The sequence below is a fragment of the Modicisalibacter tunisiensis genome (assembly GCF_020148005.1).
Classification (GTDB): domain Bacteria; phylum Pseudomonadota; class Gammaproteobacteria; order Pseudomonadales; family Halomonadaceae; genus Modicisalibacter; species Modicisalibacter tunisiensis.
Genome location: NZ_JAGXFD010000001.1, coordinates 1,086,088 through 1,111,019 on the forward strand (window position 1 = coordinate 1,086,088; position 24,932 = coordinate 1,111,019).

Here is a 24,932-nt window from a genome sequence, read left to right on the forward strand (position 1 = left end):
TCCCATTCAATCGGCTCGTGCATCCGCGAGGGGTGACGAGGGAGAACAGACTCATGCGCAACATATCGGTGAAGCAAGGACTCTTCACGGCTTTCGGCCTGATGGCACTGATGGTCGCGTTGATCGGCGGGCTCGGCTATTACGCCCATGACGTCAGCAGTCGCGGCCTGAACGAGCTGGCCGAGATCAACGTCGAACAGGTCAACACGCTCAATCGCACCCAGGTCAACCTGGCCCAGGGGCAGACACGGCTGGTCAAGTTCGAGAACTTCCAGCAGCGCGGCATGGAGGATCAGGCGCAGGCCTGGCTCGAGAAGGCACAGCGTTCCTTCGACCAGGCAACGGCCCGCTTCGCCCAGTTCGAGCAGGTGGACCTGCCGCCGAATAGTGAGCGACGGCCCTATGTGAAGGCGATCACCGACGCTTACCATCAGGCGATCAGCCAGCCCTTCCTCAGGGCGCTCGAGAACGGTGACGCCCAGGCGCTGCTCGCCAACGACGATGCCTTCCTCGCAAGCTACGGCCGCTTTGCGGATGCCGTCGATGCCTTCGTGCACTACGCCGAGAAGCGCGGCGATACCCTGATCGCCGAGGATGCGAGCTTCGCGGGCCTGGCCAACGGGCTGGGGCTGGCGCTGATGGGGCTGGCGGTCGTGCTGTTCGCGGCGGTCATGCTGGCCGCCAAGCGCTGGCTGCTGGAACCCCTGGACGCGGCGATCGCCCACTGTGAGCGCATCGCCGAGGGCGATCTGACTGCTGACATCCGTACGCGGCGCGACAACGAGATCGGTCAGCTCTACACGGCGATGGCGGCCATGCAGGCCGGGCTCAAGCAGTTGGTCGGCACGCTCAAGGCCAGCAGCGATACCGTGGCCACCGGCGCCGCGGAGATCGCCGCGGGCAGCGAGGACCTGTCGTCGCGTACCGAGCAGCAGGCCTCGGCACTGCAGGAGACCGCCTCGAGCATGGAGCAGATCGCCTCGACGGTGCGCCAGAACACCGAGACTGCCGAGCAGGCCAACAACCTGTCGAGCACGGCCGCCGACCAGGCCGAGAGCGGTGCCGGCGAGGTCGAGCAGACCGTGGCCCTGATGCAGGAGATCGAGTCGAGTTCGAAGCAGATCGGCGAGATCATCGAGGTCATCGACTCAATCGCCTTCCAGACCAACATCCTGGCGCTCAATGCCTCGGTCGAGGCGGCCCGCGCCGGCGAGCACGGCCGTGGCTTCGCCGTGGTGGCCAGCGAGGTGCGGACCCTGGCGACCCGCACCGCCGAGTCGTCGCGGGAGATTCGCGGCATGATCGAGCAGATCTCGCGGACGATCACCTCCGGCTCCGCCCAGGCCGGTCGCAGCGGGGAGAAGATCCACGAGGTGGTGGCCTCGATTCGCCGGGTCGCCGAGCTGATCGACGAACTGGCGATGTCCGCCCGCGAGCAGAAGGCCGGGGTCGAGCAGGTCGGCGCGGCGGTCACCCAGATGGACTCGGTGACCCAGCAGAACGCCTCGCTGGTGGAGGAGACCAGTGCCGCGGCCGGCTCGCTGCGTGGCGAGTCGCAGCGCCTGGCGGAGATGATCGCTCGCTTCCGCCTGGAGGGCGGCGCGGCGCCGGCCCGGGCCTTGCCGAGTGCGGCCGCCGATGAGACCCGCCGGGCGACACCGGTGAGCCAGGACGCCCCGACTCCCCGGCGCCGTCAGACGGTAGCGGACACCGGCAGTGACGAGCCGGAGTGGACCGAGTTCTAGGGCTCTAGCGATCGCTGGCGTCGTCCGCCGTCATGCGTCGCGGCGCCAGCCAGGTGTCGGCGAAGGTGGCGGCGGGGGATGGCCGCCCCATCAAAAAGCCCTGGATCAGGTCGATTTGGTAGGGCTTTAGCCGCTCGAGCTGCTCGGCGGTTTCCACGCCCTCGGCGACCACCGTCAGGCCCAGCTCGCTGGCCAGCCCCGTCACCGCGCCGAGGATGGCGCGGCTGCTGCGGGTGCCGTCGTTGAGGCGGCGGATGAAGGTGCGGTCGACCTTGAGCTCGTTGAACGGCAGGTCCTGCAGGTAGCTGAGCGACGAGTAGCCGGTGCCGAAGTCGTCGATGGCGGTGAAGCAGCCCAGCGACTGCAGGCCCCGGAGTATGGCGGCCGCTGCCTGCGACTGGTCGAGCAGGCAGCTTTCGGTCAGCTCGAAGCCTACCAGTCTGGCAGGCAGGTCGTGATGGGCGAGGCGCTGGCCGACCCACTCGGCCAGCCCGCTCTGCCAGAACTGGCGGGGCGAGAGGTTGATCGCCACCGGAACCGGGTCGAGCCCCGCCTGGTGCCAGGCGCGCAGCTGGCCCATGATGACGTCGATGAGCTGCTCGCCCAGGGGCAGGATCAGCCCCGAGCTCTCGGCCAGCGGAATGAAGTCGCCGGGCGAGATCATCCCCAGGGTCGGATGCTGCCAGCGCACCAGCGCCTCGGCCCCGCGGATCTGACCGCTGTCGCGGTCGAACAGGGGCTGGTAGTGGACCACCAGGCCGTCACCGGTCTCGGCGGTGTTGCGCAGTGCGGTTTCCAGGGCCAGCCGCTGGCTGTCCTGGGCATGCATGTCGGCGCGATACAGGCGGTAGGTGTTGCGGCCCTCCTGCTTGGCACGGTACATCGCCGCGTCGGCATGGTGCACCAGGGACTCGGCATCGTCGCCGTCGGTGGGGTAGAGGCTGATGCCCACGCTGCAGCCGATGCGGAACTGGCGACCGCCGAGCGTGAAGGGCGAACTGATGGTGTCGATCAGCCGTCGTGCCACCCGTGCGGCCTCCGCGGGCGAGCGGACCTCGGGCAGCAGGGCGATGAACTCGTCGCCGCCCAGCCGCGCCAGGCTGTCATCCTCGCGCAGCTCTGCCGACAGACGCCGGGCGACCTGTACCAGCAGCTCGTCGCCCAGGGCATGGCCGAGGCTGTCGTTGACCTGCTTGAAGTGATCGATGTCGATGAAGACCACCGCCAGGGGCTGGTCCTGGCGGTGGGCGTGGCGGATCGCCAGGGAGAGCCGGTCCTCCAGCAGGCGCCGGTTGGGGAGCTGGGTCAGGGCGTCGTAGTAGGCCAGCCGGCGCACGCGTTCCTCGTTCTCGCGCAGGTGGGTGATGTCGTTGAACAGTGCCGCGAAGTTGGTGATCTCGCCCTGCTCGTCGCGCATCGCGGTGATGGTCAGCAGCTCCAGATAGAGCTGGCCGCTCTTGCGCCGGTTCCAGATCTCGCCTCGCCAGAAGCCCCGGCTCTGCAGGGCCTCCCACATCTGCCGATAGAATGCGGCGTCGTGGCGCCCCGAGGAGAGCATGGCCGGGGTGCGACCGACCGCCTCCTCGAGGGTGTAGCCGGTCATGTGGGTGAAGGCCGGGTTGACGAACTCGATGCGGGTCCGGGCGTCGGTGATGATGATGCCCTCCAGCGACGAGTCGATGACCCGTTCGGCCAGCTGCAGGTGCTTGCGCGACTGGGCCAGGGCATGATCGCGCTGTTCCAGGGCCTGGCGCAGGTCATCGAGATAGAGCTGCTCGGCGCCGGCCAGCATGTCCTCGAAGCCCAGCAGGCCGATCACGGCCCCGGCCTCGTCGAGCACCGCGAGATGACGCACGTGATGGTCGATCAGCAGGTCGCGGGCATGGATCAGCACGTCGTCGCGACGCACCGTCAGCAATGGCTGGCTGGCCAGCTCGCCGACGGGAGTGGCACCGGGGTGGTGGGCGATGAAACGCACCAGGTCGCGCTCGGTGAGAATGCCCAGATCCGTGCCGCAGCGCACGATCACCGCGTCACTTGCCTGGCGGCGCATGGTCTCGGCAGTCTCGTCGAGCGAGGCGTCGTGGGCCACCACCTGCGTGACGGGGCGCATTGCCGCGCTCACGTCACGCAGCTTCAGATAGGGCTCGATGCCCTGGCGCAGCACCACGTCGGTCCGCGAGACGATGCCCAGCGGCTTGTCGGCCGCATCGACGATCAGCGCGTGGTGATGATCGTCGTTCTTGAAGCGTACCGCCGCCTCGCCGATCGGCGTGTCGGGCGAGAGGGTGACCAGCGACGGGTTCATCACCGCGGCGATGGGGCGGGTCAGGGAGACGGGATCGGCGAAGTCGACCCGCAGGCTGTCGTGCTCGGTCCAGATGCCGACCACCCGCTCGCCCTCGACCACCAGCATCGAGCTGCAGCGGCGCTCGGCCATGCGCGCGGCCGCCGTGTGCAGGGGCGTGGCCGGGGAACAGGTAAGCAGGCCGGTCTGCATGATGTGCTCGATGGGCAGGTTGTGCGGCATGGCGGACTCTTGCGGACGTTAAGGTTACGGGACGGTGTCCAGCATATCCGAGTGCCATGCCAAGGCAAGCCTGTCTCTGCAAGTCATTGATTTTTTCGTGGCTTCAAGGAACGGTGTCAGTTTTGTTGCGATTTATTCGGCGGCCGGCTTGACGAGCCCCTCTGATAGGTAGCAAGCTATCAGTCTGGTTGCGGCGAAACGCCGCACCCTGCACACCACCGAAGGAGGGTGTCATGAAGGTACTCAATCGCCTTTTCTCCATGCTGGCCGCCGTGGTCGTCTCCGCCATGCTGCCGTTCACCGTCGTCACCGAAAGCGAGGCGAACGCGTTTCAGGATGTCCACGGCACGTCCGGCGTGACCACCAGCATCGCCGGCAAGGAAAGCGACGGCGGCGAGGCCCGCTGAATCCCGACCTGATCCTCAGGCCCCGTCGGCCCGCCCCGGCCGGTCACGCAGCAGGGCGAGCAGTTCGCGCTCCAGCGTGAAGACGTGGGGGTCGTCGACACCCAGCTCGCGCAGTGCCTCGGCCAGCTTCAGGAGATAGTCCCGGTTGGCGCCGCTGGGTCCGTGCGACGCGGCGATCCGCCGCGCGATCTCGGACTCGGGCGCCGGGCCGGCAAAGGCCGCGTTGTCCTCGCCGGCGATATACACCACGCCGGTGTCCTGCCCGCCATCCGCGAACGTCAATTCCGTGATCACGCGCAGATAGCCATTCTTCTCGCGCACGTCCAGCGGCGCGAACACGTCCGGCGTGATGCGGTAGGCCATGCCGTGGCAGACGGCGCCTGCCTCGGCGACCAGGGTCGCCACCCGACCCGGCGCCTCGGGCGTGCCGCGATGATCGTGCGATGCCTGCCAGAAGCGTCGCGTCCAGCCGCGAATCGACGCCGGGCGCCGCTCCCGGTAGGGAAACCCCGCCTTCCAGATCAACGACCCGTAGCCGAACAGCCACACCGAGTCGTGCTGGTCGAAGTGGGTCATGCGGCGATTGAGCGCGGTGGTGTCGAGGGTCATCGGCCTGGCATCTCCGGTGGTTCGAGGGATAGGACGGGGTGTCGTTTTACCAACTCCTGGCAGCGCTTGCACCATCGCGGTGCGTAGCCCGTTCGGCTATGCTCGAAGGCCGGCCGAACGGCCGGTCCGTTTCCTGTCGATGGCCGCGACGCACTCGCGGCCATCGCTCGTCGTGGAGGTCGAGATGTCATCGTCGCTGCTGGGTATCCTGATCATGTGTGCCGGCGTCTTGTGTCTGGCGCTGGGCGACGCGGTGTCCAAGTGGCTGGGCGGTACCTACGACCCGATTCAGATCATCTTCTTCCGCACCCTGGTCTCGTTGCCGCTGATCGCCCTGCTGGCCCGCTGGCGCGGCGGCTGGGCGGCCCTCAGGACGCGCCGGCCGGGCGTGCACCTGCTGCGCGGGCTGATCTTCACCGGCACCATGTTCTGCTTCGTCACCGGGCTGACCCTGCTGCCGCTGGCCGAGACCACGGCGATCGCCTTCGCCGCGCCGCTGTTCGTGACCCTGCTGTCGGGGCCGCTGCTCAATGAGCGCGTCGCGGCGGTGCCGTTCGCCGCCTCGCTGGTGGGCTTCGCCGGCGTGCTGATCGTGGTGCGTCCCGGCGCGGCCGGCTTCCAGTGGGGCGCGCTGATCGTCATCGGGGCAGCGGTCTGCTATGCGCTGATGATGATCACCGCGCGGCGCTACGGCGGCAAGGAACGGCTGTGGGCCATGGTCTTCTACGCCACCCTGGTGCCGCTGGTGGTCAGCGCCCTGCTGCTGCCCGGCGTGTGGCGCACCCCCCAGGGCCTGCATTGGCTGGGATTCGTCGGCTCGGGGGTGCTGGGCATGGGCGCGGTGTCGTTCATCACCCTGGCGTTTCGCTATGCCCCGGCCGCGCTGGCCGCGCCCTTCGACTACACGGCGATGGTCTGGGCGGTGCTGCTGGGCTGGTGGCTGTGGGGCGAGGTGCCGGACGTGTGGGTGTTCGTCGGCGCCGGGGTGATCATCGCCAGCGGCCTGGCGATCGCCCTTCACGAGCGGCGGGTGGCGGTCAAGGCCCGGCCCAGCAGTACCTGATGGATAGATGTCAGGAGAATAAAAAGATAAGCAACGATTCCTTAAAAGCATGAAGGATGGGCGCTAGGCTGGAGGCAGTTTTCCCGCTTCCCAAGGACAGGAAGGTGTCATGTCCCGCACGGCGCTCGATGCCACCAACAGCCCGCTGACCGATGCCCAGGCCGCCGACGCCAATCGGCTGATCCAGGCCCTGTCGGGCGATCAGCGGACCTGGCTGAGCGGCTACCTCGCCGGGCTGCAGGCGGCCCCCGGCGAGGGTGCCGCGCCCCGCGAGCACGCCGCCGAGCCTCACACCCTGACCATCCTCTACGGGTCCGAGACCGGCAATGCCGAGGGCGTCGCCGAACGGCTCGGCGAGGCGGCACTGGCCCGCGAGCTGCCGGCGCGGGTGGTCGACATGGCCGACTACAAGCCCCGCGAGCTGCGCGATGAACACCTGCTGCTGGTAGTCACCGCCACCCACGGCGAGGGCGATCCGCCCGACCCGGCGCTGGACTTCCACGAGTTTCTGCACGGCCGCAAGGCCCCCCGGCTCGAGGGCACGCGCTTCGCGGTGCTGGCGCTGGGCGATTCCAGCTACGAGCACTTCTGCCAGACCGGACGCGATATCGATGCCCGTCTCGAGGCGCTGGGCGGCGAGCGGCTGCTCGAGCGCGTCGACTGCGACGTCGATTTCGAGGAGGCCGCCGAGGCCTGGCGCCGGAACGTGCTCGACGCCGCCGCGGCACACGTCATCGAGGCGCCTGCCGCGGCCGTCGCCGCCCCGGCCCAGCCCGCGGTCACCTATGATCGCCAGACCCCCTTCCACGCCGAGGTACTGGAGAACCAGATCCTCAACGGCCGTGGCTCGGAGAAGGCCACCCACCACATCGAGCTGTCGCTGGAAGGTTCGGGGCTCGACTACCAGCCCGGTGACATCCTCTGCCTGATGCCGCGCAATCGCGAGGCGGTGGCCGGCGAGCTGCTCGAGGCGCTGCGCCTCGACCCCGACCAGACCGTGGCCAGTCACAGCGGCGAGCGGACCCTGGCCCAGGCGCTGCGCGACGACTACGAGATCACCACCCTGACCCCGGCGTTCATCGAGGCCTACGCCGAGCTCGCCGAGGCCGAGGCGCTCAAGGCGCTGCTTGCCGAGGGCAAGCGCGGCGAGCTGATGGACTACCTGCATGGTCGGCATATCATCGACGTGCTCGAGGAACACCCCCTCGAGGGCGGTGTCGACGCCGAGACGCTGCTGGGCATGATGCGCCGCCTCCAGCCGCGCGAGTACTCGATCGCCTCGAGTCACCTTGCCAACCCCGGCGAGGTCCACGTCACCGTCGCCGCGGTGCGCTACGAGAGCCTCGGCCGCGCGCGCCACGGCGTGGCCTCGACCTTCCTCGCCGAGCAGGCCGAGCCCGGCGAGACGGTGCCGGTCTACCTGCGCCGCAACAAGCACTTCCGGCTGCCCGACGACCCCGACACGGCGACCGTGATGATCGGTCCGGGTACCGGGGTGGCGCCGTTTCGCGCCTTTCTCCAGGAGCGCGAGGTGGCCGGCGCCGGCGGTGCCAACTGGTTGTTCTTCGGCAATCCGCACTTTCGCACCGACTTTCTCTACCAGACCGAATGGCAGCGCTGGCTCAAGGAGGGCGTGCTCGACCGCATGGATGTGGCCTTTTCCCGCGACGGCGCGCAGAAGATTTACGTCCAGGATCGCCTGCGCGAGCGCGGCGCCGAGCTCTTCCGCTGGATCGAGGCCGGCGCCCATCTCTATGTCTGCGGCGACGCCGAACGCATGGCACCGGACGTGCACGCCGCGCTGGTCGAGATCGTCGCCGAGCACGGCGGGCGAAGCCCCGAGGAGGCCAGCGAGTATCTCAAACAATTACAACGCGACAAGCGCTATCAACGAGACGTCTACTAAGGGAGCCCGGCCCCGAAGACCGTGGCTCCCGCCCTGAAAGGAGAGTCGCATGGCGGACTCAAGGACCCGCGACATCACCGCGCCGCTGGAGGACAAGCACCCCAACGAGCGGCTCAAGATGGGCAGCCGCTACCTGCGCGGCACCATCGAGGCGAGCCTGGCCGACCCGATCACCGGGGCGCTGGCCGCCGATGACACCCAGCTGACCAAGTTCCACGGCTTCTACCAGCAGGACGACCGCGACCTGCGCGACGAGCGCCGCCACCAGAAGCTCGAGCCGGCCTATCAGATGATGATCCGCCTGCGCCTGCCGGGCGGCACCTGCACGCCCGCGCAATGGCTGGCGCTCGACGACCTGGCGCGGCGCTACGGCGACGGCGGCCTGCGTCTGACCACCCGCCAGACCTTCCAGTACCACGGCGTGCTCAAGCGCGACATCAAGGCCGCCCTGCAGGGCATCGACGCCGCGCTGCTGGACACCCTGGCCGCCTGCGGCGACGTCAACCGCACGGTGATGGCGGCGGTCAATCCGCACCAGTCGCGCGTCCACGCCGCGGTGCAGCGCTGCGCCCGCGAGGTCAGCGATCATCTGGCACCGCGCACCCACGCCTACCGCGAGATCTGGCTCGACGGCGAGCGGGTCGACCCCGACGCCGACGAGGAGCCGCTCTACGGGCCCACCTACCTGCCGCGCAAGTTCAAGATCGGCTTCGCCGTGCCGCCGGTCAACGACATCGACGTCTACAGCCAGGACATCGGCCTGATCGCCGCCGTCGAGGAGGGTGAGCTGGCCGGCTTCACGGTGTGCGTCGGCGGCGGGCTGGGGCGCACCGAGAACGAGCCGGCGACCTTCCCGCGGCTCGCCGATCCGATCGGCTTCTGCCGCCCCGAGCAGGTGAACGCGCTCGCCGAGACCATCGTCGCGATCCAGCGCGACCACGGCGACCGGGTCGATCGCAAGCACGCGCGGATGAAGTACACCATCGACGACCGCGGCGTCGACTGGTTCCGCGAGGAACTCGAGCGCCGGCTGGGCTGGTCCCTCGAGCCCGCCCGCGAGGTGCAGTTCGCGCACAACGGTGACCGCTACGGCTGGGTCGAGGGTGACGACGGCCGCTGGCACTACACGCTGTTCATCGAGAACGGGCGCATCCGCGACTGGGAGGATTATCCGCTGATGAGCGGGCTGCGGGCGATCGCCGAGGTCCACGACGGCGAGTTCCAGCTCACCCCCAACCAGAACCTGACCCTCGCCGCCATCGCCCCGGACGCGCGCGACGCGATCCAGCGGCTGATCACCGACTACGGTCTGGAGCGGGCCGAGCGCATGGGCCGGCTGCGGCGCAACGCCATGGCCTGCGTGGCGCTGCCCACCTGCGGGCTGGCGATGGCCGAGAGCGAGCGCTACCTGCCGTCACTGATCGACGCGCTCGAACGCCGCGCCGCCGACGCCGGCATCGGCGACACGCCGATCGTGGTGCGCATGACCGGCTGCCCCAACGGCTGCGCGCGGCCCTACCTGGCCGAGATCGGCTTCACCGGCCGCGGCCCGGGCAAGTACAACCTGTATCTCGGCGGCGGCTTCCACGGCCAGCGGCTCAACAAGCTCTACCGCGCCAACATCGGCGAGGCCGAGATCCTCGAGATTCTCGATGGCCTTTTCCGCCACTATGCCGCCGAGCGCCAGGCGGGCGAGGCGTTCGGCGACTTCACCATCCGTGCGGGGTACGTCGCGGCGGTGACCGCCGGGCGGCACTTCCACGACTAGCTGTGTAAACCCACCGGGTTGTTCACGGAAAGGGCCAACCGGCTAACCGGAGGGGGCATTCAGGCTGGTCGGCCCGCCGGAGTCTCCTGTGGGAGGGGGTTCATCCCCGACAGCGGTGGCCCGGTGGCGGATTCATCGCGACTGCAGTCGCTCCCACAACGACGGTGGCCATGCTGACCGGCCTGATTGAGGGTCTTGTGGGAGGGGATTCATCCTCGACAGCGGCGGCCCGGTGGCGGGTTCATCGCGACTGAAGTCGCTCCCACGGCCAGGCTTCGCATGAACAGCAGGCCGAGAGATCACAACTGGCCATGCCACCACCGGCGGGCGCGGTCAGAGGGTGTCAGGCGCGAATGTAGGCCCAGCCGTCGGCCTGGCGCTCGGCCAGGAAGACCACCGCGGCCTCGACCTCCTCGTGACCGGCGGTGTTGTCGAGCCCCTGGGCGGTCAGCGTGTTGCGGCACAGGCGCAGCCAGCGATCGGTGACCGGGTCCGGCTCGGCCAGGGCGGCGGGAACCGCGGCGCCGTTGGCGACGATCAGCACCTGGGCGTCGTCGCGCGCCTTGACCAGGTTGCGGGCGTTGCGCCGGGCGCGGGCCAGGCCGTCGGCGGTGGGGGCATGGAGCAGGACGCGAAGCGTACTCATGACGGGGTCTCCTCGTGGGTGACGGCAACGCCGATATGGCGCTCCAGGCGCTGCACGTGGTCTCGGAAGCCGGCCTGGGCGCGACGCTGGTCGAGCGGCAGGTCGATGGTGACGATGTCGCGGACCCCGGCCGGGGTGTGCTCGTCGGGTCGGGCCAGGACCACGACGCGGTCGGCGAGCAGCACGGCTTCCTCGATGTCGTGGGTGACGAAGACGATCGCCGCGTCGCTGCGCCGGCGCAGCTCGGCGAGCTCGCCCTGCAGGCGCTGGCGGGTCAGGGCGTCGAGGGCCGAGAACGGCTCGTCCATGAACAGCACCCGCGGCTTCACCGCCAGCGCGCGGGCGATGCCCACGCGCTGCTGCTGGCCGCCGGAAAGGGTGCGCGGCCAGCGCTCGGCCAGCGGCGCCAGGCCGACCAGTTCCAGCGGCGCCATGGCCCGGGCGCGGCGTTCGGCCCGCGACAGGCCGAGCCCCTCGAGGCCCAGTTCGACGTTGGCGCGCACCCGCCGCCAGGGGAACAGCCGCGGCGCCTGGAAGACCATCGACCAGGCGCGGCTCGCCGGCTCGCCGGCGGCGGAGAGGTGCACCTCGCCGTGCTGCGGCGTGAGCAGGCCGGCCAGGGCGCGCAGCAGGGTCGACTTGCCGACGCCCGAGGCGCCGACCACGGCGACGAACTCGCGCGGGGCCACGTCCAGGTCGACGCCGTCGAGCACCACGTCGCCGGCGAAGCCCAGGCGCACGCCGCGCGCCGAGAGCACCGCGTCGGCGGCGGGGCTCGGGGATGTCAGTTCTGCCACCGCAGGGCCCTCCGCTGGATGCTCATGAACAGGAAATCGAACAGCGCATAGAGCGCGGCGATGGTCAGCATGTAGACCACCACCACGTCGGTGGCGAGCAGCCCCGAGGCCTCCATCATGCGCTGGCCGATGCCGGGGATGCCGAACAGCTCGGCGGCGACCACCGTCATCCAGCCCTGGCCGAGCCCGGCGCGCAGCCCGCCGAGGATGCCCGGTGCTGCCGCCGGCAGGCTGATCTTGGCCAGCCGCGCGGTGAAGCGGCCCTGGCCGAAGGCCTGGGCGACCTCGTAGTAGCCGTCGTCGACGGCACGCACCGCACTGTAGCTGGTGAAGTAATTGATCCAGAACACGCCGATGCTGATGATGAACGCCGCGGCGGTCTCGGTGACGCCGAACCAGATGATCGCGAAGGGGATCCAGGCCAGCGGCGGGATCGGGCGCAGCAGCCGCGCCAGCCAGCTCTGGGCGGCGTCGAAGGTGGGCACCAGCGCCGCGGCGACCCCCACCGCGATGCCCAGTACCGAGCCGATCGCCAGCCCCACGCTGTAGTGCGACAGGCTCGCCAGCACCACCTCGAGCCAGATGCCGTCGTGGATCTCGGCCCACAGCACGGCGGGGATCGACGACGGCAGCGGGACCAGGTTGCCCGGCAGCCAGCCCAGCCGCAGGGCGAGTTCCCACAGCGCTACCAGGCCGACGAGGCTGGCGGCGCTGATCAGGGTGCGTCGGTGGCGCGCCAGGCGCTTCATGGCGTCTCGCTCTCCCCGGCCCCGGCCGTCACGGCGTCATAGATCGAGGTGTCGAACAGGGCGTCGACGTCCACCGGCTTCTTCAGGGTGCCGATATGCTTCTGGAAGTCGGCCATGGTGCGGGTGGCGTCGATGATGGCGTGCGGGTCGGCCAGGTAGTTGGACGACGGCGAGGCCAGCGCGGTCTTGACGGTGTCCTCGCTGATCAGCCGCTTGCCGACGAAGTCGCGCACATAGGGCGCGGCCTGGTCGGGATGTTCCTGGAGCATTTGGGTGGCGCGCACGTGCAGGGCGACCAGCTTCCTGATGGCCTCGGGATGTTCCTTCATCGCCGCTTCACGCACCGCCAGTACCGCGCCGGGCTGGTTGGGCAGCATGTCGCTGCCGCGGGCGACGACCTTGGCATCGGGGTCGCGGCCCTGGACGACGCTCAAGATCGGCTCGAGGGTCGAGGCGGCATCCACCGCGCCGGCGAGCAGCGACTGCTGGACCCGCGAGGCGCCCATGGTGACGATGTCGACCGCGTCGGGATCGACGCCGACCTGTTCCTGCAGCCAGTAGCGCAGCACGGTGTAGGGCACCGAGCCGCTGGGGAAGGTGGCGATCTTGGGCTTGCGGTCGTGCTCCTCGGTGAAGCGGGCGATGGCGGTCGCCGCGTCGTTGCCGTCGAAGGCGTCGGCGAAGTCGCCGCGGGCGATCAGGCCGATCTGCTCCTGGATGCTGGACGCCACCACCTTGAGCGGCACGCCGTTGGCACGCGCGACCATCGCCGGACCGATGCCGAAATTCATCACGTCGAGCTTGCCCGAGGCCAGCGCCTGGACCATCGCCGGGCCGCTGGAGAAGCGCGTCAGCTTGAGGTCGAGCCCGGCCTCGTCGGTCCAGCCGGCGCCCTCCATCACGAACAGCTGGGCCACCGGCAGGATCGGCATGTAGCCGACCTCGAGGGTGGTCCTGTCATCCTGGGCGAGGGCGGCACTCGGCAGCAGGGCGGTCAGCGCGAGCGCGCCGACCCACTGGAACAGTCGTCGCATGGGGATCTCCGGGCGGTTGTTGTCAGGCCCGAAACTATAGCGACTCGCCGCCCGCGAAGAAATTTCTGCCTCTATGATCTTGGAATAACCATATTCCCCGTTGTTGCGGCGAGGCCGGGGAGCGCCGTCGTGGCCGCTCAGCCGCCGTCGCTTTCACTGTCGCTGTCGCTGTCGTCGGGCCCGGGGGCGGGCGTTTGCGCCGCGTCCGGCTTCCCGCTCGCCAGGGCCTCGATACGATCGCGATACTGGCGGTAGGCATCGCTGTCGCTCGCGGTCCCGTTCAGGTTGTGAAACAGGTCGGTCAGGCGGGTGAAGGTCGCGCGGATGGCCGCCTTGTCGGCGAAGGGGCCGCGCATCGCCACCACGTGGTCGAGCAGCTCGAGCATCGCCTTCTGGCGCGCCAGCGGCGTCGAGACGTCGACCGGGTCGAAGGCGTCCTGCTGCAGGTAGACGCGATCGACCAGCGTCGCCTGCTGCTGGGTCAGGAAGTCCGCGTCGCTGATGCCCTCCTCGCCGGTGACCTGCATCATGCGCTGGATGTCGTCGCCGTCGCGCAGCAGCTGCTGCAGGCGCTCGACGCGGTGCCGCCAGTCGCCGCCCATCTCGCGGCGGAACCAGGGGTCGAGCTGATCCCGGTAGCGCGACCAGGAGATCAGCGGGTCGACCGCCGGGTAGAAGCGTCGGTAGGCGCGGTCGTAGCTCAGTCCCAGGAAGGTCTTGACGGTGTTCAGGGTGCCCTGGGTGACCGGCTCCTCGAAGTTGCCCCCGGCCGGCGAGACGGTGCCGATCAGCGTCAGGCTGCCGGTGTCGCCGGCCGGCGTCCGGACCACCCCGGCGCGCTCATAGAGCTGGCGGATCGATGACTCCAGGTAGGCCGGAAAGGCCTCTTCGCCGGGAATCTCCTCGAGCCGCCCGGAGGTCTCGCGCATCGCCTGCGCCCAGCGCGAGGTGGAGTCGGCGATCAGCAGCACGTCGTAGCCCATCTGGCGGTAGTACTCGCCGAGGGTGATGCCGGTGTGGATCGACGCCTCGCGGGCGGCCACCGGCATCGAGGAGGTGTTGCAGATGATGATCGTGCGGTCCATCAGGGTGCCGCCGGTGCGCGGATCGGCGAGCTGGGGGAACTCGTTGATCGTCTCGACCACCTCGCCGGCCCGCTCGCCGCAGGCGACGACGATCACGATGTCGACGTCGGAGTAGCGCGAGATCAGGTTCTGCAGCACCGTCTTGCCGGCGCCGAACGGCCCGGGGATGCAGGCGGTGCCGCCCTTGGCGATCGGGAAGAAGGTGTCGATCAGGCGCAGGCTGGTGGTCAGCGGGGTGTCCGGATAGGTGCGCTGCGTGCGGCCGCCGGCCTGCAGGGTCGCGGTCAGCGGCCGGCGCACCGGCCAGCGCTGGGCCAGCGTCACCGGGTGCTCCCGCCCGTTCTCGTCGCGCAGCCGGGCGATCACCGCGTCGAGATTGACGCTGCCGGCCTGGACCCAGGACACCGTGAAGCGGCCTGCCCAGCCGAAGGGCACGAAGATGCGGTGGGCGAAGCGCCCTTCCTGGACGCTGCCCAGCCCATCGCCGGCGACCACCCGGTCGCCGCTGCGCACCGTCGCCTCGAACGACCAGCGCTGCTGGCGGTCCAGCGCCGGCACGTCGAGACCGCGCTGCAGGAAGCGCCCGCCGATCGCCTCGAGCCGCGGCAGCGGGTTCTGCAGGCCGTCGTAGACCTGCCCGAGCAGCCCCGGGCCGAGCGTCACCGCCAGCTGCTCGCCGCTCTGGATCACCGGGTCGCCGATGCCGACCCCGGCGGTGTCCTCGTAGACCTGGGCGTCGGCGTCGGCACCGCGCACCCGCAGCACCTCGGCCTCGAGATGGGTGCGCTCCATGCCCGGGTCGGGCGGCAGGCACAGGTGCACCACCTCGTTCTTGATCCAGCGGCCGGCCTCGGGGTCGTCGAGCCGCAGGGTGACCACGTCGTCGTTGATGGCGATCACGTGGGCGGTGGCGTCCGGGGTGTCGGGGGTGGTGGCGGTCATGAGTCGGCCTCGAGGGATGCGTCCAGATCGGGGATGGCGTCGAGCAGCGCCCGGAAGCGTTCGGCGGCCTGCTGCGCGTCGCGCTGGCAGCCGCGCTCGACCAGCGACCAGCGCAGCAGGTAGTGGACCACCGCCGCGAGCCCGTAGGGCGGCTCGGGGCGCCGGCGGTCGAGATACTGCCAGGCCAGCTCGAGCAGCGCCTGCTCGGTCGCCGCGGCGTCGCCGGCCTGGATCAGCGGCGCCAGGGTCTCCAGCCAGGGATGGTGGCGGGCCAGGGCGAAGGTCGGGTGCGTCCAGTGCTCGCGCAGCGCGCGCCCCACTCGCGGCGCCTCGCCGAGCACGCCGGGATCGGCCTGGCCGTCGCGGCGGGCGCGCAGGGCGGCGGTCAGCACCTTCACGCTCAGCCACCAGTGCAGCCACTCGCGCAGCGGCGGCGAGTCGAGCTCGGCGAGCAGCCGGGCGGCGTCGCGCAGCAGCGCGTCGGCGTCCGGCGGCGGATCGGCATGCGGCGGCCGGACCAGCGCCTCGATGCGCGCGACCCGGGCCCGGTCGTCGGACGCCAGCATGTCCAGGCGCTGCTCGAGGTGCACCCGCGAGATCGGCGGGCGCTCCCAGTGGAAGGGGCGGCGCAGCGCCGGCAGGGCGCACAGCAGAGTGACGTAGCGGTAGGCGTCGGCGGCCACGGCAGGCTCCCGGTCAGGCGATCACGCCCTCGAGCAGCGCCCGGAAGCGCGGCTGGAGGTGGCGCAGCAGCAGCCCGGCGATCGCCCGGTCGCTGAGATCGACATGGATGCGGCCGTCGTCGAGCACGAAGCGTACCCCGGCCTCGACGGTGTCGTCGCCCTTGAGGACGATGCCGCGCTCGAGCATCTCGCGGGCGACCCGGGCGAGCAGCGCCGGCAGCGCGCCCTCGTGCAGGGCCTCGGGGTTCTCGCGCAGCTCGTCGATGCCCACCACCCGCGAGGGCAGCAGCGCCTCGCCCCGGGCGTCCTCGGGCAGCGGCGCGCGGCGTGCCGCCTCCTGGATCAGCCGGGCGAGCAGCGCCGGGTCGTCGAGGGTGTCGTGGACCAGCGTCTCCAGCTCGCCGGCGAACTGCTGGCTGAAGGTGTCGCGGGCGGTCAGGCACAGGTCGCGATAGGCCAGGGTCAAGGCCTGGCGGCCGGCCTCGCGCAGCCGCGCGGCCTCTTCTTCGGCCTCGCGGGTCAGCCGCGCGGCCTCCTCGCGGGCCTGGTCGACCAGCCAGGCGGCGCGCTGCTCGGCCTCCTCGACCAGCTTGGTGGCTTCCTGCCGGCCTGCCTCGACGCCCTGCTCGCGCAGGGTGTCGAGCAGGGCCTGGATGCCGTGGCTGTCGGGCTGTGACGGTGTGCTCATGTCGCGCTCCTCACTGCGGCAGGGCGCCGCTCAGCACCAGGGCGAAGACGAAGGTGAATACCGCGAAGCCCTCGACGATCGCCGCCGGGGCCAGCGACAGGCCGAACACCTCGGGCTTGTTCTTGACGGTGTCGATGGCGCTGACCAGCGAGCGCCCCTGGTAGACGCCGTTGAACAGCAGCGCCACGCCCGACAGCACCCCGATCGCCGCCAGGCCCGGGGCGTTGGTCAGGGTCACGCCGCGATTGAGCGAGAACATGATGACGATGCCCAGGATCGCCTGGGTCGAGGGCATCGCCGCCAGGCCGATGTACTTGCCGTAGCCGCTCTCGACGTCGAGCATCGCCCCCGCCGCCGCCTGGCCTGCCAGGGTGCAGCCGATCGAGCTGCCGATGGTGCCCAGCGCCACCGGGGCATAGATGCCGAGCCAGCCGAGCACCAGTATCACTTGATCCACGTCGATTCCTCCTTGTTGGCGAATGCCTGATAGGGGCGCCCTTCGCCCTTGATGCCCCAGCGCAGGAACTCGATGAGATTCAGGCGCAGGCCGTGGACGACCCCGCCCATCAGTGCCAGCGCGAAGTTGAGGGCATGGCCGAGCAGCAGCACCACCAGGAACAGCAGCGGGCCGGCGCCGGCCGCGGCGTGGCCCGCGTCGACGGCGAGCTGATTGAAGGTGACCGCCAGCGAGGCGCTCGACAGCCCCAGGGCGAACAGGCGCATGTAGCTGAGCGCGTTGCCGAAGGCCTGCGACAGCCCGCCCAGCGAGATCAGGCCGCCGACCAGGCGCTGGGCGGCGTGGCGCCAGCCGTCGAACGGCGTCGCCCGCGAGAACAGCAGCACCAGCAGGGCGCCGCCGGCCATCAGTGCCAGCCAGGGCAGTCGCGGCGTCGGCAGCGCGCCCTGGGTGACCCGCCACAGGGCGAAGCCGCCGCCCAGCAGCAGGATCCAGCCGAGGTTGCCCAGTGCCAGCCGCCGCGGCCGGGCGTACCAGGCGGCCAGCGCGTTGGCGGCGATCAGGTGCAGCACGCCGATGGCGATCGACAGCGTCATCATGGCGCCGAAGTCGTCGATCGACAGCCACTGCAGGGCGGCGAGCGGCGTGCCCGGCGGCGGGGCGAGGCCGAAGTAGCTGCCCAGCAGGATGCCGTAGAGCAGCGCGCCGCCGCTCATCGCCAGGCCCATGCTGCCCAGGCGGCGGCCGATGACGCTGCGCTTCCAGCGCCGCCGGGCCAGCCATACCAGGGCGCCGAAGGCCAGTGCGTAGCCGGCGTCGGCGAGGATGATGGCGAAGAACAGCACGAACGACACGTAGACCATCGCCGAGGGGTCGGCGCTGCGATAGCCGGGCAGCTGGAAGAACTTCACCGCCTCCTCGCCGCCGGCCAGCCACTCGGGGTTGTCGAGCAGCACCGGCGGTTCCTCGTCGGGGCGCGGCGGGCGTTCGTGCAGCGCCACATCGCCGTCGCGGCACAGCGTCTTCAGCGTCGCCATCGCGCGGCGCGGCACCCAGGCGTCGAGCACGAACAGCTGTGCGTCGTCGTCGCCCTCGCGCATCACCCGGCCCAGCGCGGCGTCGTCGGCGGCGCGGGCCAGCCGGTCGGCGAGGCTGGCGATCCAGCGGGTCAGCACGTAGCGCTCGGCATCGAGTTCCTCGAGCTCGCCGTGGGCGGCCTGCTCGAGGGCGCGGATATCGGTCAGCGAGCGGCCGCCGGTGTGCGAGCGGGCGAACGGCACCTGCTCGGGCGTCGGCTCGTCGGCGGCGATCACCGCCAGGTAGAGGTTGCGGTGGTCGCGGTTGACGATCGCCCAGGGCAGTTCGATGGCATCGATCGCCTCGCGGCGGCCGAGCGGTACCAGGTAGAGCCACAGGCGGCGGCCGCCGAGCTCCTCGAGCGGCGGGAAGCGGAATTCGCCCCAGGGGGCCAGGGCGCGGCGATGGCGGCGCAGCAGCGTCAGGCGGTCGACGACATCCTCGCGGCGGCGGCGGTTGGTGTGAATGGTCTCGAGCAGCGCCGCCAGCTCGGGCATCTCGCCGGGTCGCTGCAGGCGGCGGCGCAGCGGGCTGTCGAGCAGGTAGTCGAGGGCCGCGCGCAGCTCGAGGTGCTCGCGACGGTCCTCCTCGACCGCCGCGCCGCGCATGATCACGTGGGCGACGCCCAGCGCCTGCAGGCGACGCAGGATCTCGCGCTTGCGCTCGGCCAGGCCGATCAGGGTCACCCGCTGCATGGGGGCGATGCTCATCGCATGGCCCCCCGCCCGCCGGCGGCGAGCTTGCGCTTGGCCAGCTTGGCGCGGACCACCGCGGCACGCTCCTGGTCGGCCAGATACAGCTCGATGCGCGCGATGGCCTTCTCGAGGCGCGGGATCATCACCTTGGCGAACAGGTTGACACGCTGGGTGACGGTGCGCACGGCCTCGTCGAGGCGGGCTAGCCGGCGGGTCTCGATGCGCGTCTCGACCTCGAGGCGCAGGCGGGTCTCGAGGCGCTCGACCAGGGTATCGATCCAGTGCGGCTGGGCCAGCCGGTCGTAGGGCGTGCGCTCCAGGGTCAGCTCGGCCAGCGTCGGCAGGCTCACGCCGACGCGGTTCTCGCGGCCCAGGCGCAGCGTGGCCACGCGCACCAGGCCCTCCAGCGGTACGTCGGTATCGGCGAGCATCGGCAGCTCGCGGCCCACCGTGGCCTGCTGGCGCTTGGCGCGTTCGCGCAGGGTCGCCAGGCGCTCGGCGCTCTGCTGGCGCTGGATCAGCAGGGTGCGCTGCTTCATCTCCAGCGCCGGCAGGTAGCGGCGATAGAGCGTGCGCTGGCGCTCAAGACGACTCAGGGAGCTCTTGTTGAGGGCGGGTGTCTGCATGCTCGGGCCAGTAGGTTTCCTTGAGGGACTGCTTGATCACCACCTCGTCGGGCGTGAAGCACTCGGCGAGCAGCGTCCAGCAGGCATCCAGTGCCGCCTCCAGCGGCTGGCGCACGTCGAGGCGCATGAAGCGCTCGCGGAAGGCGGCGGCGAAGCGCATCAGGCGGCGGTCGCGATCCGACAGATCGAAGGCCATCGCCTGCTTCTGCTCGGCCTCCGTGCCCTCGGCGTAGTAGCGGATCATGGTGTTCATCAGCGCGCCATGGTCCTCGCGGGTCTGCTTGCCGATCACGTGCTGCTTGAGCCGCGAGAGCGAGCCGAACGGGTCGAGCATGCCGTCGTGGAGGTAGAACTGCCCCTCGGTGATGTAGCCGGTGTTGTCGGGGACCGGGTGGGTGACGTCGTTGCCCGGCATGGTGGTCACCGAGAGGATGGTCACCGAGCCGGCGCCGCGGAAGTCGCAGGCCTTCTCGTAGCGGCGCGCCAGCTGCGAGTAGAGATCGCCCATGTAGCCGCGGTTGGAGGGGATGTGTTCCATGGCGATGCCGATCTCCTTCAGGGCATCGGCGAAGGCGGTCATGTCGGTCATCAGCACCAGCACCCGCTTGCCCTCCTCGACCGCCAGGTGCTCGGCCACCGCCAGCGCCAGGTCGGGGATCAGGGTGCGCTCGACCACCGGGTCGGAGGCCAGGTTGGCGAACATCACGGTGCGCGACAGCACGCCGGCATCCTCGAAGGCCTGCCGGAAGGTGTGGAAGTCGTCGAAGATCAGCCCCAGCCCGGCGAACACCACCACGTCGGCGTCGGCCTGGATGCCGATGCGCGCCAGCAGGGCGTTGTAGGGCTCGCCGGGCACCGAGAAGATGGGGATCTTCTGGCTCTCCACCAGGCAGTTGAAGACGTCGATCATGGGGATGTCGGTGCGGATCATGCGCGAGGCGAGGATCCGCGACATGGGATTGACGGTGGGCCCGGCGATGGCGATGCGGCGATCGTCGGCCAGCCTCGGGCCGCCGTCGATCGGACGGCCGGCACCGTCGAAGACCCGGCCGTAGATGTTCTCGGAGTAGATGGCGCGCAGCATCTCGCCGAGAAAGCGGATGCCGGCGCGGCTGGACAGGCCCTTTGTGCCGGCGAACACCTGCAGCGAGGCACTGTCGTGGGCCAGACGCACCACCTGGGCCAGCGAGAAGGGGCGGCCGTCCTGCTCGATCAGCGCCAGCTCGCGGTTGCGCGGCATCAGCCCCATGCGCCGGGCGGCGGCCACGTCGATCTCGACGATGTCGCCGACGATCGCGGTGATGCCCTGAAACGAGGTGACGGTTTCCGCCATGCGACGCCTCCTTCGGCGGCTCGGGCCGCCCCGGTTGACGAGGGTGGGCCGCGGCGCGCCCGGCACCGTCGTGGACCCGGGTCCAGCATACTGCGCTGCAGCGTAATCCCCAATCGTCGCGGATTCGCCGTCGCGAGCGGAAGGGGTTCATTTATCCGTCTGATTTTTCAGGGTTGCTTGCCGTGATTCAGGTGGGCGGCAAGGATTCGCTGCTGTCACTCAGCCCCATAAAACGCGCGAGTCTTGATATGGATCAAGCGTGGCAGGGCGGCGGGTCGAGGAAAGCGCTCAGGGGGAGCGGCGGGAGCAACGAGGTCCCGGCCGAGCGGCCGGGACCGAGGGATCACTTGTCGAGCTTGACCATGCGCAGGTAGGGCTTCTTCTCGTCCCAGCCCTGCGGGAAGCGCTGCTTGGCCTCCTCGTTGGACAGCGCCGGCACGATGATGCAGTCGTCGCCCTTGTTCCAGTTGACCGGCGTGGCGACCTTCTCGTTGTCGGTGAGCTGCAGGCTGTCGAGCACCCGCAGGATCTCCGCGAAGTTGCGGCCGGTGCTGGCCGGGTAGGTGATGGTCAGGCGGACCTTCTTGTCGGGGTCGATGATGAACACGCTACGCACCGTCAGGGTGTCGTTGGCGTTGGGGTGGATCATGTCGTAGAGGTCGCTGACCTTGCGGTCGGCGTCGGCGAGCAGCGGGAAGTTCAGGGCGTGGCCCTGGGTCTCCTGGATGTCGCCGGCCCACGCCTTGTGGTCCTCGAGCGGATCCACCGACAGGCCGATGGCCTTGGCGTTGCGCTTCTCGAATTCCGGCTTGAGTCGCGACACCTCGCCCAGCTCGGTGGTGCAGACCGGGGTGAAGTCCTTGGGATGCGAGAAGAGGATGACCCAGTTGTCGCCGGCCCACTCATGGAAATGGATGGTGCCTTCGGTACTTTCCTGGGTGAAATCCGGAGCGGTATCACCGAGATGCAGTGCCATGTCGAACCTCCTTGGTTGGGAGCGATGAGAAACATCGTGACTCGCTACTATGACATCGGGGGCGTGGCCGGGGGAAACAACCCCTCGGACCAAGAAAAGCGCCGCAAGACATAAGTCTCGGCGTCAGGGCGCCGGCCCCGCCGCACCGAGAAAGCGCGTCTGCCAGTAGTCGAGCGTCAGCGCCGTGGTGGTCACCTCGCGGCCGCGGCCCGGCGCATGGATCATCCGACCGTCGCCCAGATAGATGCCGACGTGGGTGGCGCGCGCCCCCGAGCCGAAGAATAGCAGGTCGCCGGGGCGGACGACGTCACGGGCCGGCAGCGCCTCGAACTGCTGCTCGGCGGTGCGCGGCACCTGCAGGCCGGCGGCGCGATAGGTCATCTGCACCAGCCCCGAGCAGTCCACGCCCCGCCGCGAGGCGCCGCCCAGGACATAGGGCGTGCCCAGCGCCTGGCGGGCATTGGCGAGGATCATCGCCCGTTCGATGGATAACGGCGCCGCCTGTCCGCCGTCGAGGTCGGTCGTCTGCAGCCGCGGCCCGGCGCATCCGGCGAGGCTGAGCACGGCCAGCAGCAGGATGAGCTGCATGATCGTGACCAGGGGCCGAGGTGGCAGCACGCGGCATAGCGGGCGGATGGCGAGGCGCGTGGGCAGGAGGGCGCGATACGGCATGCGGCGGACTCCGACGGGCTTTTTCGAGGGCTTGCTCAAGGGCTTTTCGAATAAGCCTAGCCGGGGGAGCGACTTCAGTCGCGATGAATCCGCCCCCGGGCCGGCCAGGATTACCACCCTCCGATCAGCCGGGGCGGGGGCTGGAAGCCAGCCGATAAGTATGTGTTATAGTCACCCCCTTAAAGAATAATGATGCGTTGAGGAGACAAGCATGAAGCTGCAAAACTCGGGTACTCACTGGCTTTGCGCCGTCCTGATGACCGGCACGCTCGGCGCCAGCAGTCTGGCATTCGCCCAGGCGGACGACCCCGTGACCTTCGCCGTGCCGCCCTGGCCGGGGGTGACCGTCAAGACGGCACTGGCCACGCAGCTGCTCGATACGCTGGGCTACTCCACCAAGCAGCAGCAGCTGGGTGCCACCATCACCTACCAGGCGATGAACCAGAACGAGGTCGACGTCTTTCTCGCCGGCTGGCTGCCCGCCCAGCAGAGCATGTACGACGCGGCGATGAAGAAGCAGACCCTCGTCGACCTGGGCAACAACGTCGACGGCGCGCGGATCGGCTTTGCGGTGCCCACCTATGTCTACGAGGCCGGGGTGACCTCCGCCGAGGACCTGAACAAGCCGGAGAACGCCGAGCGCTTCGGGCGTACCGTGTACTCCATCGAGGCCGGCACCGGGATGAGCGACCAGCTCAACGCGGGCGCCGACAAGAACCTCTACGGGCTGGGCGACTGGAAGCTGTCCGAGACCTCCACGCCGGGCATGCTGGGGGCCGCCAAGGCGGCCATGAACGAGCACCAGTGGATCGTCTTCGCCGGCTGGACGCCGCACTGGATGAACATCGAGTACGACATCGCCTATCTGGACGACCCCAAGGATCTGTGGGGGCCGGACGGTGGGCGCAGTGACGTCAGGACCCTGGTGACCAAGGCGTTTGCCGACGCCAACCCCAACGTCACCCGGCTGCTCGATCAGCTGACGTTCACCGCCGACGACCAGAGCGCGATGATCCGCGGCTACGGCTACGAGGAAAAGCCCGCCGACAAGGTCGCCGTCGCGTGGATGCAGGCGCACCCGGCCAAGGTCAAGGGCTTCCTGGAGGGCGTGACCACCGCCGCCGGCCAGCCGGCCTGGCCGGCGGTCAAGGCGGCCTTCGACCTGGACGCCTGATCTCGCACGCGTCGCGCCGGACACGACGAGGCCGCCCATCGGGCGGCCTCGTTCGTTGCGGGGGCTGTGATCCCTCGGCAGGGGGCATCCGGAGCCTGCCCATGGGAGCGGCTTCAGTCGCGATGAACCCGCCACCGGGCCGCCGCCGTCGGGGATGAATCCCCTCCCACAAGAAGCCTCATTGTGAAGGACTGTCTATCCGGAACCTGTCCGCGGAGCGACTCCAGTCGCGATGTACCCGCTTGCGCACCCTCCTTCCGGGCCCGCACTGTCGGCGCACATCCTCTCGTTGCGGGGGACGGTGTCCGCAGCGGGCCGAGGGACTCAGATGCTGATCAGGCTCTCCCACCACCGCCGTACCGTGGCCAGCCAGGGCGGCGTACTGGCGCGCTGCCGGCGGTCCTCGCCGAGGTAGATGGTGGCGGTAAGCCCCGCCGAGAGCTTGGTGCCCGGCGGCACGTCGTCCAGGGCGATGCGCACCGGGATGCGCTGCGACAGGCGGACCCAGTCGAAGGAGGCGTTGACCGCCGCCAGGCCGCTGCCCTGGTTGGCCAGGCTGTTGTCGGTGATGCCGCGGGCGTAGCTGGTCACGTGGCCCCAGACCGGCGCCCGGCTGGAGAGCAGCTGGACGCGCGCCGTGTCGCCGATGTGGATGTCATCGAGCTTGGTTTCCTCGAAGTAGCCCTGGGCGTAGAAGCTGTGGGCGTCGACCAGGGTCAGGGCATCGGCACCGACATTGACGTACTGGCCCGGGCGCAGCTGCAGGTTGGTCACGTAGCCGTCGACCGGGGCGCGCACGGTGGCACGCTCGAGGTCGAGGCGTGCCTTGCGCACCTTGACCTGGGCCTCGGCCACCGCGGCCTGGGCGGAGGCCAGGGTGAAGCGGGCGTTGTCCCGGTCCTCCTGCGAGGCGAACTGCTTGAGCCGCTGGCGGCGGCTGTTGGCGGCGCGGGCCTCGTCGCGCCGCTTCTCGAGCCGCTGGAGGTTGGCCTGGGCCGCGTCCAGCGCCAGCCGGTAGCGCCGGGTATCGATGGTGAACAGCACGTCGCCGGCGTCGACCCGCTGGTTGTCGTGGACCTCGAGGTCGTCGACCAGGCCGGCGACGTCGGTGCCCAGGTGGACGACGTCGGCGCGGATGCGCCCGTCCCGGGTCCAGGGGTCGTGCATGTAGTGGTCCCAGATCCGGGTCACGGCGGCCAGCGCCGCCAGCACCACGGCGACGGTCAGCAGCAGGCGCAGGCTCTTGCGGAGTCGTGGATCGAGTGTCATG

General features: G+C 69.9%; 22 protein-coding genes. 6 read left to right on the forward strand and 16 right to left on the reverse strand.

Annotation, left to right across the window (positions count from 1 at the left end; all coding sequences use genetic code 11):
* The first annotated feature begins 53 nt into the window (after nucleotides 1–53).
* The gene (locus KGQ91_RS05015; RefSeq protein WP_224420426.1) at nucleotides 54–1,745 is read left to right on the forward strand and encodes a methyl-accepting chemotaxis protein; all 1,692 of its coding nucleotides are present in this window, start codon (nucleotides 54–56) and stop codon (nucleotides 1,743–1,745) included.
* 4 nt (nucleotides 1,746–1,749) lie between these two features.
* On the opposite strand, the gene KGQ91_RS05020 is transcribed toward KGQ91_RS05015, so the two are convergent.
* Complete coding sequence (locus KGQ91_RS05020) at nucleotides 1,750–4,275, reverse strand: EAL domain-containing protein (protein WP_224420427.1); 2,526 nt, start codon at nucleotides 4,273–4,275, stop codon at nucleotides 1,750–1,752.
* A 233-nt stretch (nucleotides 4,276–4,508) separates the two neighbouring features.
* Here KGQ91_RS05020 and KGQ91_RS05025 point away from each other — a divergent pair, with 233 nt between their 5' ends.
* Nucleotides 4,509–4,682, forward strand: coding sequence for a hypothetical protein (locus KGQ91_RS05025; protein WP_163647900.1), 174 nt, complete (start codon nucleotides 4,509–4,511; stop codon nucleotides 4,680–4,682).
* Nucleotides 4,683–4,697: 15 nt separating this feature from the next.
* Here KGQ91_RS05025 and KGQ91_RS05030 read toward each other — a convergent pair whose 3' ends face one another.
* The gene (locus KGQ91_RS05030; protein ID WP_163647899.1) at nucleotides 4,698–5,291 is read right to left on the reverse strand and encodes a gamma-glutamylcyclotransferase; all 594 of its coding nucleotides are present in this window, start codon (nucleotides 5,289–5,291) and stop codon (nucleotides 4,698–4,700) included.
* A gap of 184 nt (nucleotides 5,292–5,475) precedes the next feature.
* Between KGQ91_RS05030 and KGQ91_RS05035 the strand changes: the two genes are divergently transcribed.
* From KGQ91_RS05035 to KGQ91_RS05045, 3 genes are all read left to right on the forward strand, one after another.
* Complete coding sequence (locus tag KGQ91_RS05035; protein ID WP_163647898.1) at nucleotides 5,476–6,354, forward strand: DMT family transporter; 879 nt, start codon at nucleotides 5,476–5,478, stop codon at nucleotides 6,352–6,354.
* A gap of 109 nt (nucleotides 6,355–6,463) precedes the next feature.
* On the forward strand, nucleotides 6,464–8,260 hold the full coding sequence (locus KGQ91_RS05040; protein WP_224420428.1) for an assimilatory sulfite reductase (NADPH) flavoprotein subunit: 1,797 nt from the start codon (nucleotides 6,464–6,466) through the stop codon (nucleotides 8,258–8,260).
* A gap of 49 nt (nucleotides 8,261–8,309) precedes the next feature.
* Nucleotides 8,310–10,028, forward strand: a complete 1,719-nt coding sequence (locus KGQ91_RS05045; protein WP_224420429.1) for an NADPH-dependent assimilatory sulfite reductase hemoprotein subunit — start codon at nucleotides 8,310–8,312, stop codon at nucleotides 10,026–10,028.
* A gap of 343 nt (nucleotides 10,029–10,371) precedes the next feature.
* Here the strand turns inward: KGQ91_RS05045 and KGQ91_RS05050 are convergent, their stop codons facing one another.
* The 13 genes from KGQ91_RS05050 to KGQ91_RS05110 form a co-directional block, all read right to left on the reverse strand.
* The gene (locus KGQ91_RS05050; protein ID WP_224420430.1) at nucleotides 10,372–10,674 is read right to left on the reverse strand and encodes a DsrE family protein; all 303 of its coding nucleotides are present in this window, start codon (nucleotides 10,672–10,674) and stop codon (nucleotides 10,372–10,374) included.
* Entirely contained in the window at nucleotides 10,671–11,471 is an 801-nt protein-coding gene (locus tag KGQ91_RS05055) for an ABC transporter ATP-binding protein (RefSeq protein WP_224420431.1), read from the reverse strand. The genes KGQ91_RS05050 and KGQ91_RS05055 overlap by 4 nt, the downstream gene beginning before the upstream one ends.
* The gene (locus KGQ91_RS05060; RefSeq protein WP_224420432.1) at nucleotides 11,459–12,220 is read right to left on the reverse strand and encodes an ABC transporter permease; all 762 of its coding nucleotides are present in this window, start codon (nucleotides 12,218–12,220) and stop codon (nucleotides 11,459–11,461) included. Before KGQ91_RS05060 ends, KGQ91_RS05055 begins: the two co-directional genes overlap by 13 nt.
* The gene (locus KGQ91_RS05065) at nucleotides 12,217–13,254 is read right to left on the reverse strand and encodes an ABC transporter substrate-binding protein (protein ID WP_224420433.1); all 1,038 of its coding nucleotides are present in this window, start codon (nucleotides 13,252–13,254) and stop codon (nucleotides 12,217–12,219) included. The genes KGQ91_RS05060 and KGQ91_RS05065 overlap by 4 nt, the downstream gene beginning before the upstream one ends.
* Before the next feature lie 137 nt (nucleotides 13,255–13,391).
* Nucleotides 13,392–15,281 carry a V-type ATP synthase subunit A gene (locus KGQ91_RS05070; RefSeq protein WP_224420434.1) on the reverse strand — a complete coding sequence of 630 codons (1,890 nt, stop codon included), beginning with the start codon at nucleotides 15,279–15,281 and terminating at the stop codon, nucleotides 13,392–13,394.
* Nucleotides 15,278–15,964: a DUF2764 family protein gene (locus KGQ91_RS05075; protein WP_224420435.1), complete on the reverse strand. Its 687-nt coding sequence runs from the start codon at nucleotides 15,962–15,964 to the stop codon at nucleotides 15,278–15,280. Before KGQ91_RS05075 ends, KGQ91_RS05070 begins: the two co-directional genes overlap by 4 nt.
* Nucleotides 15,965–15,977: 13 nt before the next feature.
* Nucleotides 15,978–16,652, reverse strand: a complete 675-nt coding sequence (locus tag KGQ91_RS05080) for an ATPase (RefSeq protein ID WP_224420436.1) — start codon at nucleotides 16,650–16,652, stop codon at nucleotides 15,978–15,980.
* A 10-nt stretch (nucleotides 16,653–16,662) separates the two neighbouring features.
* Nucleotides 16,663–17,109, reverse strand: coding sequence for an ATP synthase subunit C (locus KGQ91_RS05085; protein WP_163647889.1), 447 nt, complete (start codon nucleotides 17,107–17,109; stop codon nucleotides 16,663–16,665).
* Nucleotides 17,097–18,896 carry a V-type ATP synthase subunit I gene (locus tag KGQ91_RS05090; protein ID WP_224420437.1) on the reverse strand — a complete coding sequence of 600 codons (1,800 nt, stop codon included), beginning with the start codon at nucleotides 18,894–18,896 and terminating at the stop codon, nucleotides 17,097–17,099. Before KGQ91_RS05090 ends, KGQ91_RS05085 begins: the two co-directional genes overlap by 13 nt.
* Entirely contained in the window at nucleotides 18,893–19,507 is a 615-nt protein-coding gene (locus KGQ91_RS05095; protein WP_224420438.1) for a V-type ATP synthase subunit D, read from the reverse strand. The genes KGQ91_RS05090 and KGQ91_RS05095 overlap by 4 nt, the downstream gene beginning before the upstream one ends.
* On the reverse strand, nucleotides 19,464–20,840 hold the full coding sequence (locus tag KGQ91_RS05100; protein ID WP_224420439.1) for a V-type ATP synthase subunit B: 1,377 nt from the start codon (nucleotides 20,838–20,840) through the stop codon (nucleotides 19,464–19,466). Before KGQ91_RS05100 ends, KGQ91_RS05095 begins: the two co-directional genes overlap by 44 nt.
* A gap of 343 nt (nucleotides 20,841–21,183) precedes the next feature.
* Entirely contained in the window at nucleotides 21,184–21,816 is a 633-nt protein-coding gene (locus tag KGQ91_RS05105) for a peroxiredoxin (RefSeq protein WP_163647885.1), read from the reverse strand.
* A 123-nt stretch (nucleotides 21,817–21,939) separates the two neighbouring features.
* Nucleotides 21,940–22,488: a C40 family peptidase gene (locus KGQ91_RS05110; RefSeq protein WP_377172845.1), complete on the reverse strand. Its 549-nt coding sequence runs from the start codon at nucleotides 22,486–22,488 to the stop codon at nucleotides 21,940–21,942.
* Between the two features lie 211 nt (nucleotides 22,489–22,699).
* On the opposite strand from KGQ91_RS05110, the gene KGQ91_RS05115 reads away from it, so the two are divergent.
* The gene (locus tag KGQ91_RS05115; protein WP_224420440.1) at nucleotides 22,700–23,662 is read left to right on the forward strand and encodes an ABC transporter substrate-binding protein; all 963 of its coding nucleotides are present in this window, start codon (nucleotides 22,700–22,702) and stop codon (nucleotides 23,660–23,662) included.
* A 324-nt stretch (nucleotides 23,663–23,986) separates the two neighbouring features.
* Here the strand turns inward: KGQ91_RS05115 and KGQ91_RS05120 are convergent, their stop codons facing one another.
* Nucleotides 23,987–24,931 carry an efflux RND transporter periplasmic adaptor subunit gene (locus KGQ91_RS05120; RefSeq protein ID WP_224415999.1) on the reverse strand — a complete coding sequence of 315 codons (945 nt, stop codon included), beginning with the start codon at nucleotides 24,929–24,931 and terminating at the stop codon, nucleotides 23,987–23,989.
* Nucleotide 24,932: the final 1 nt, after the last annotated feature.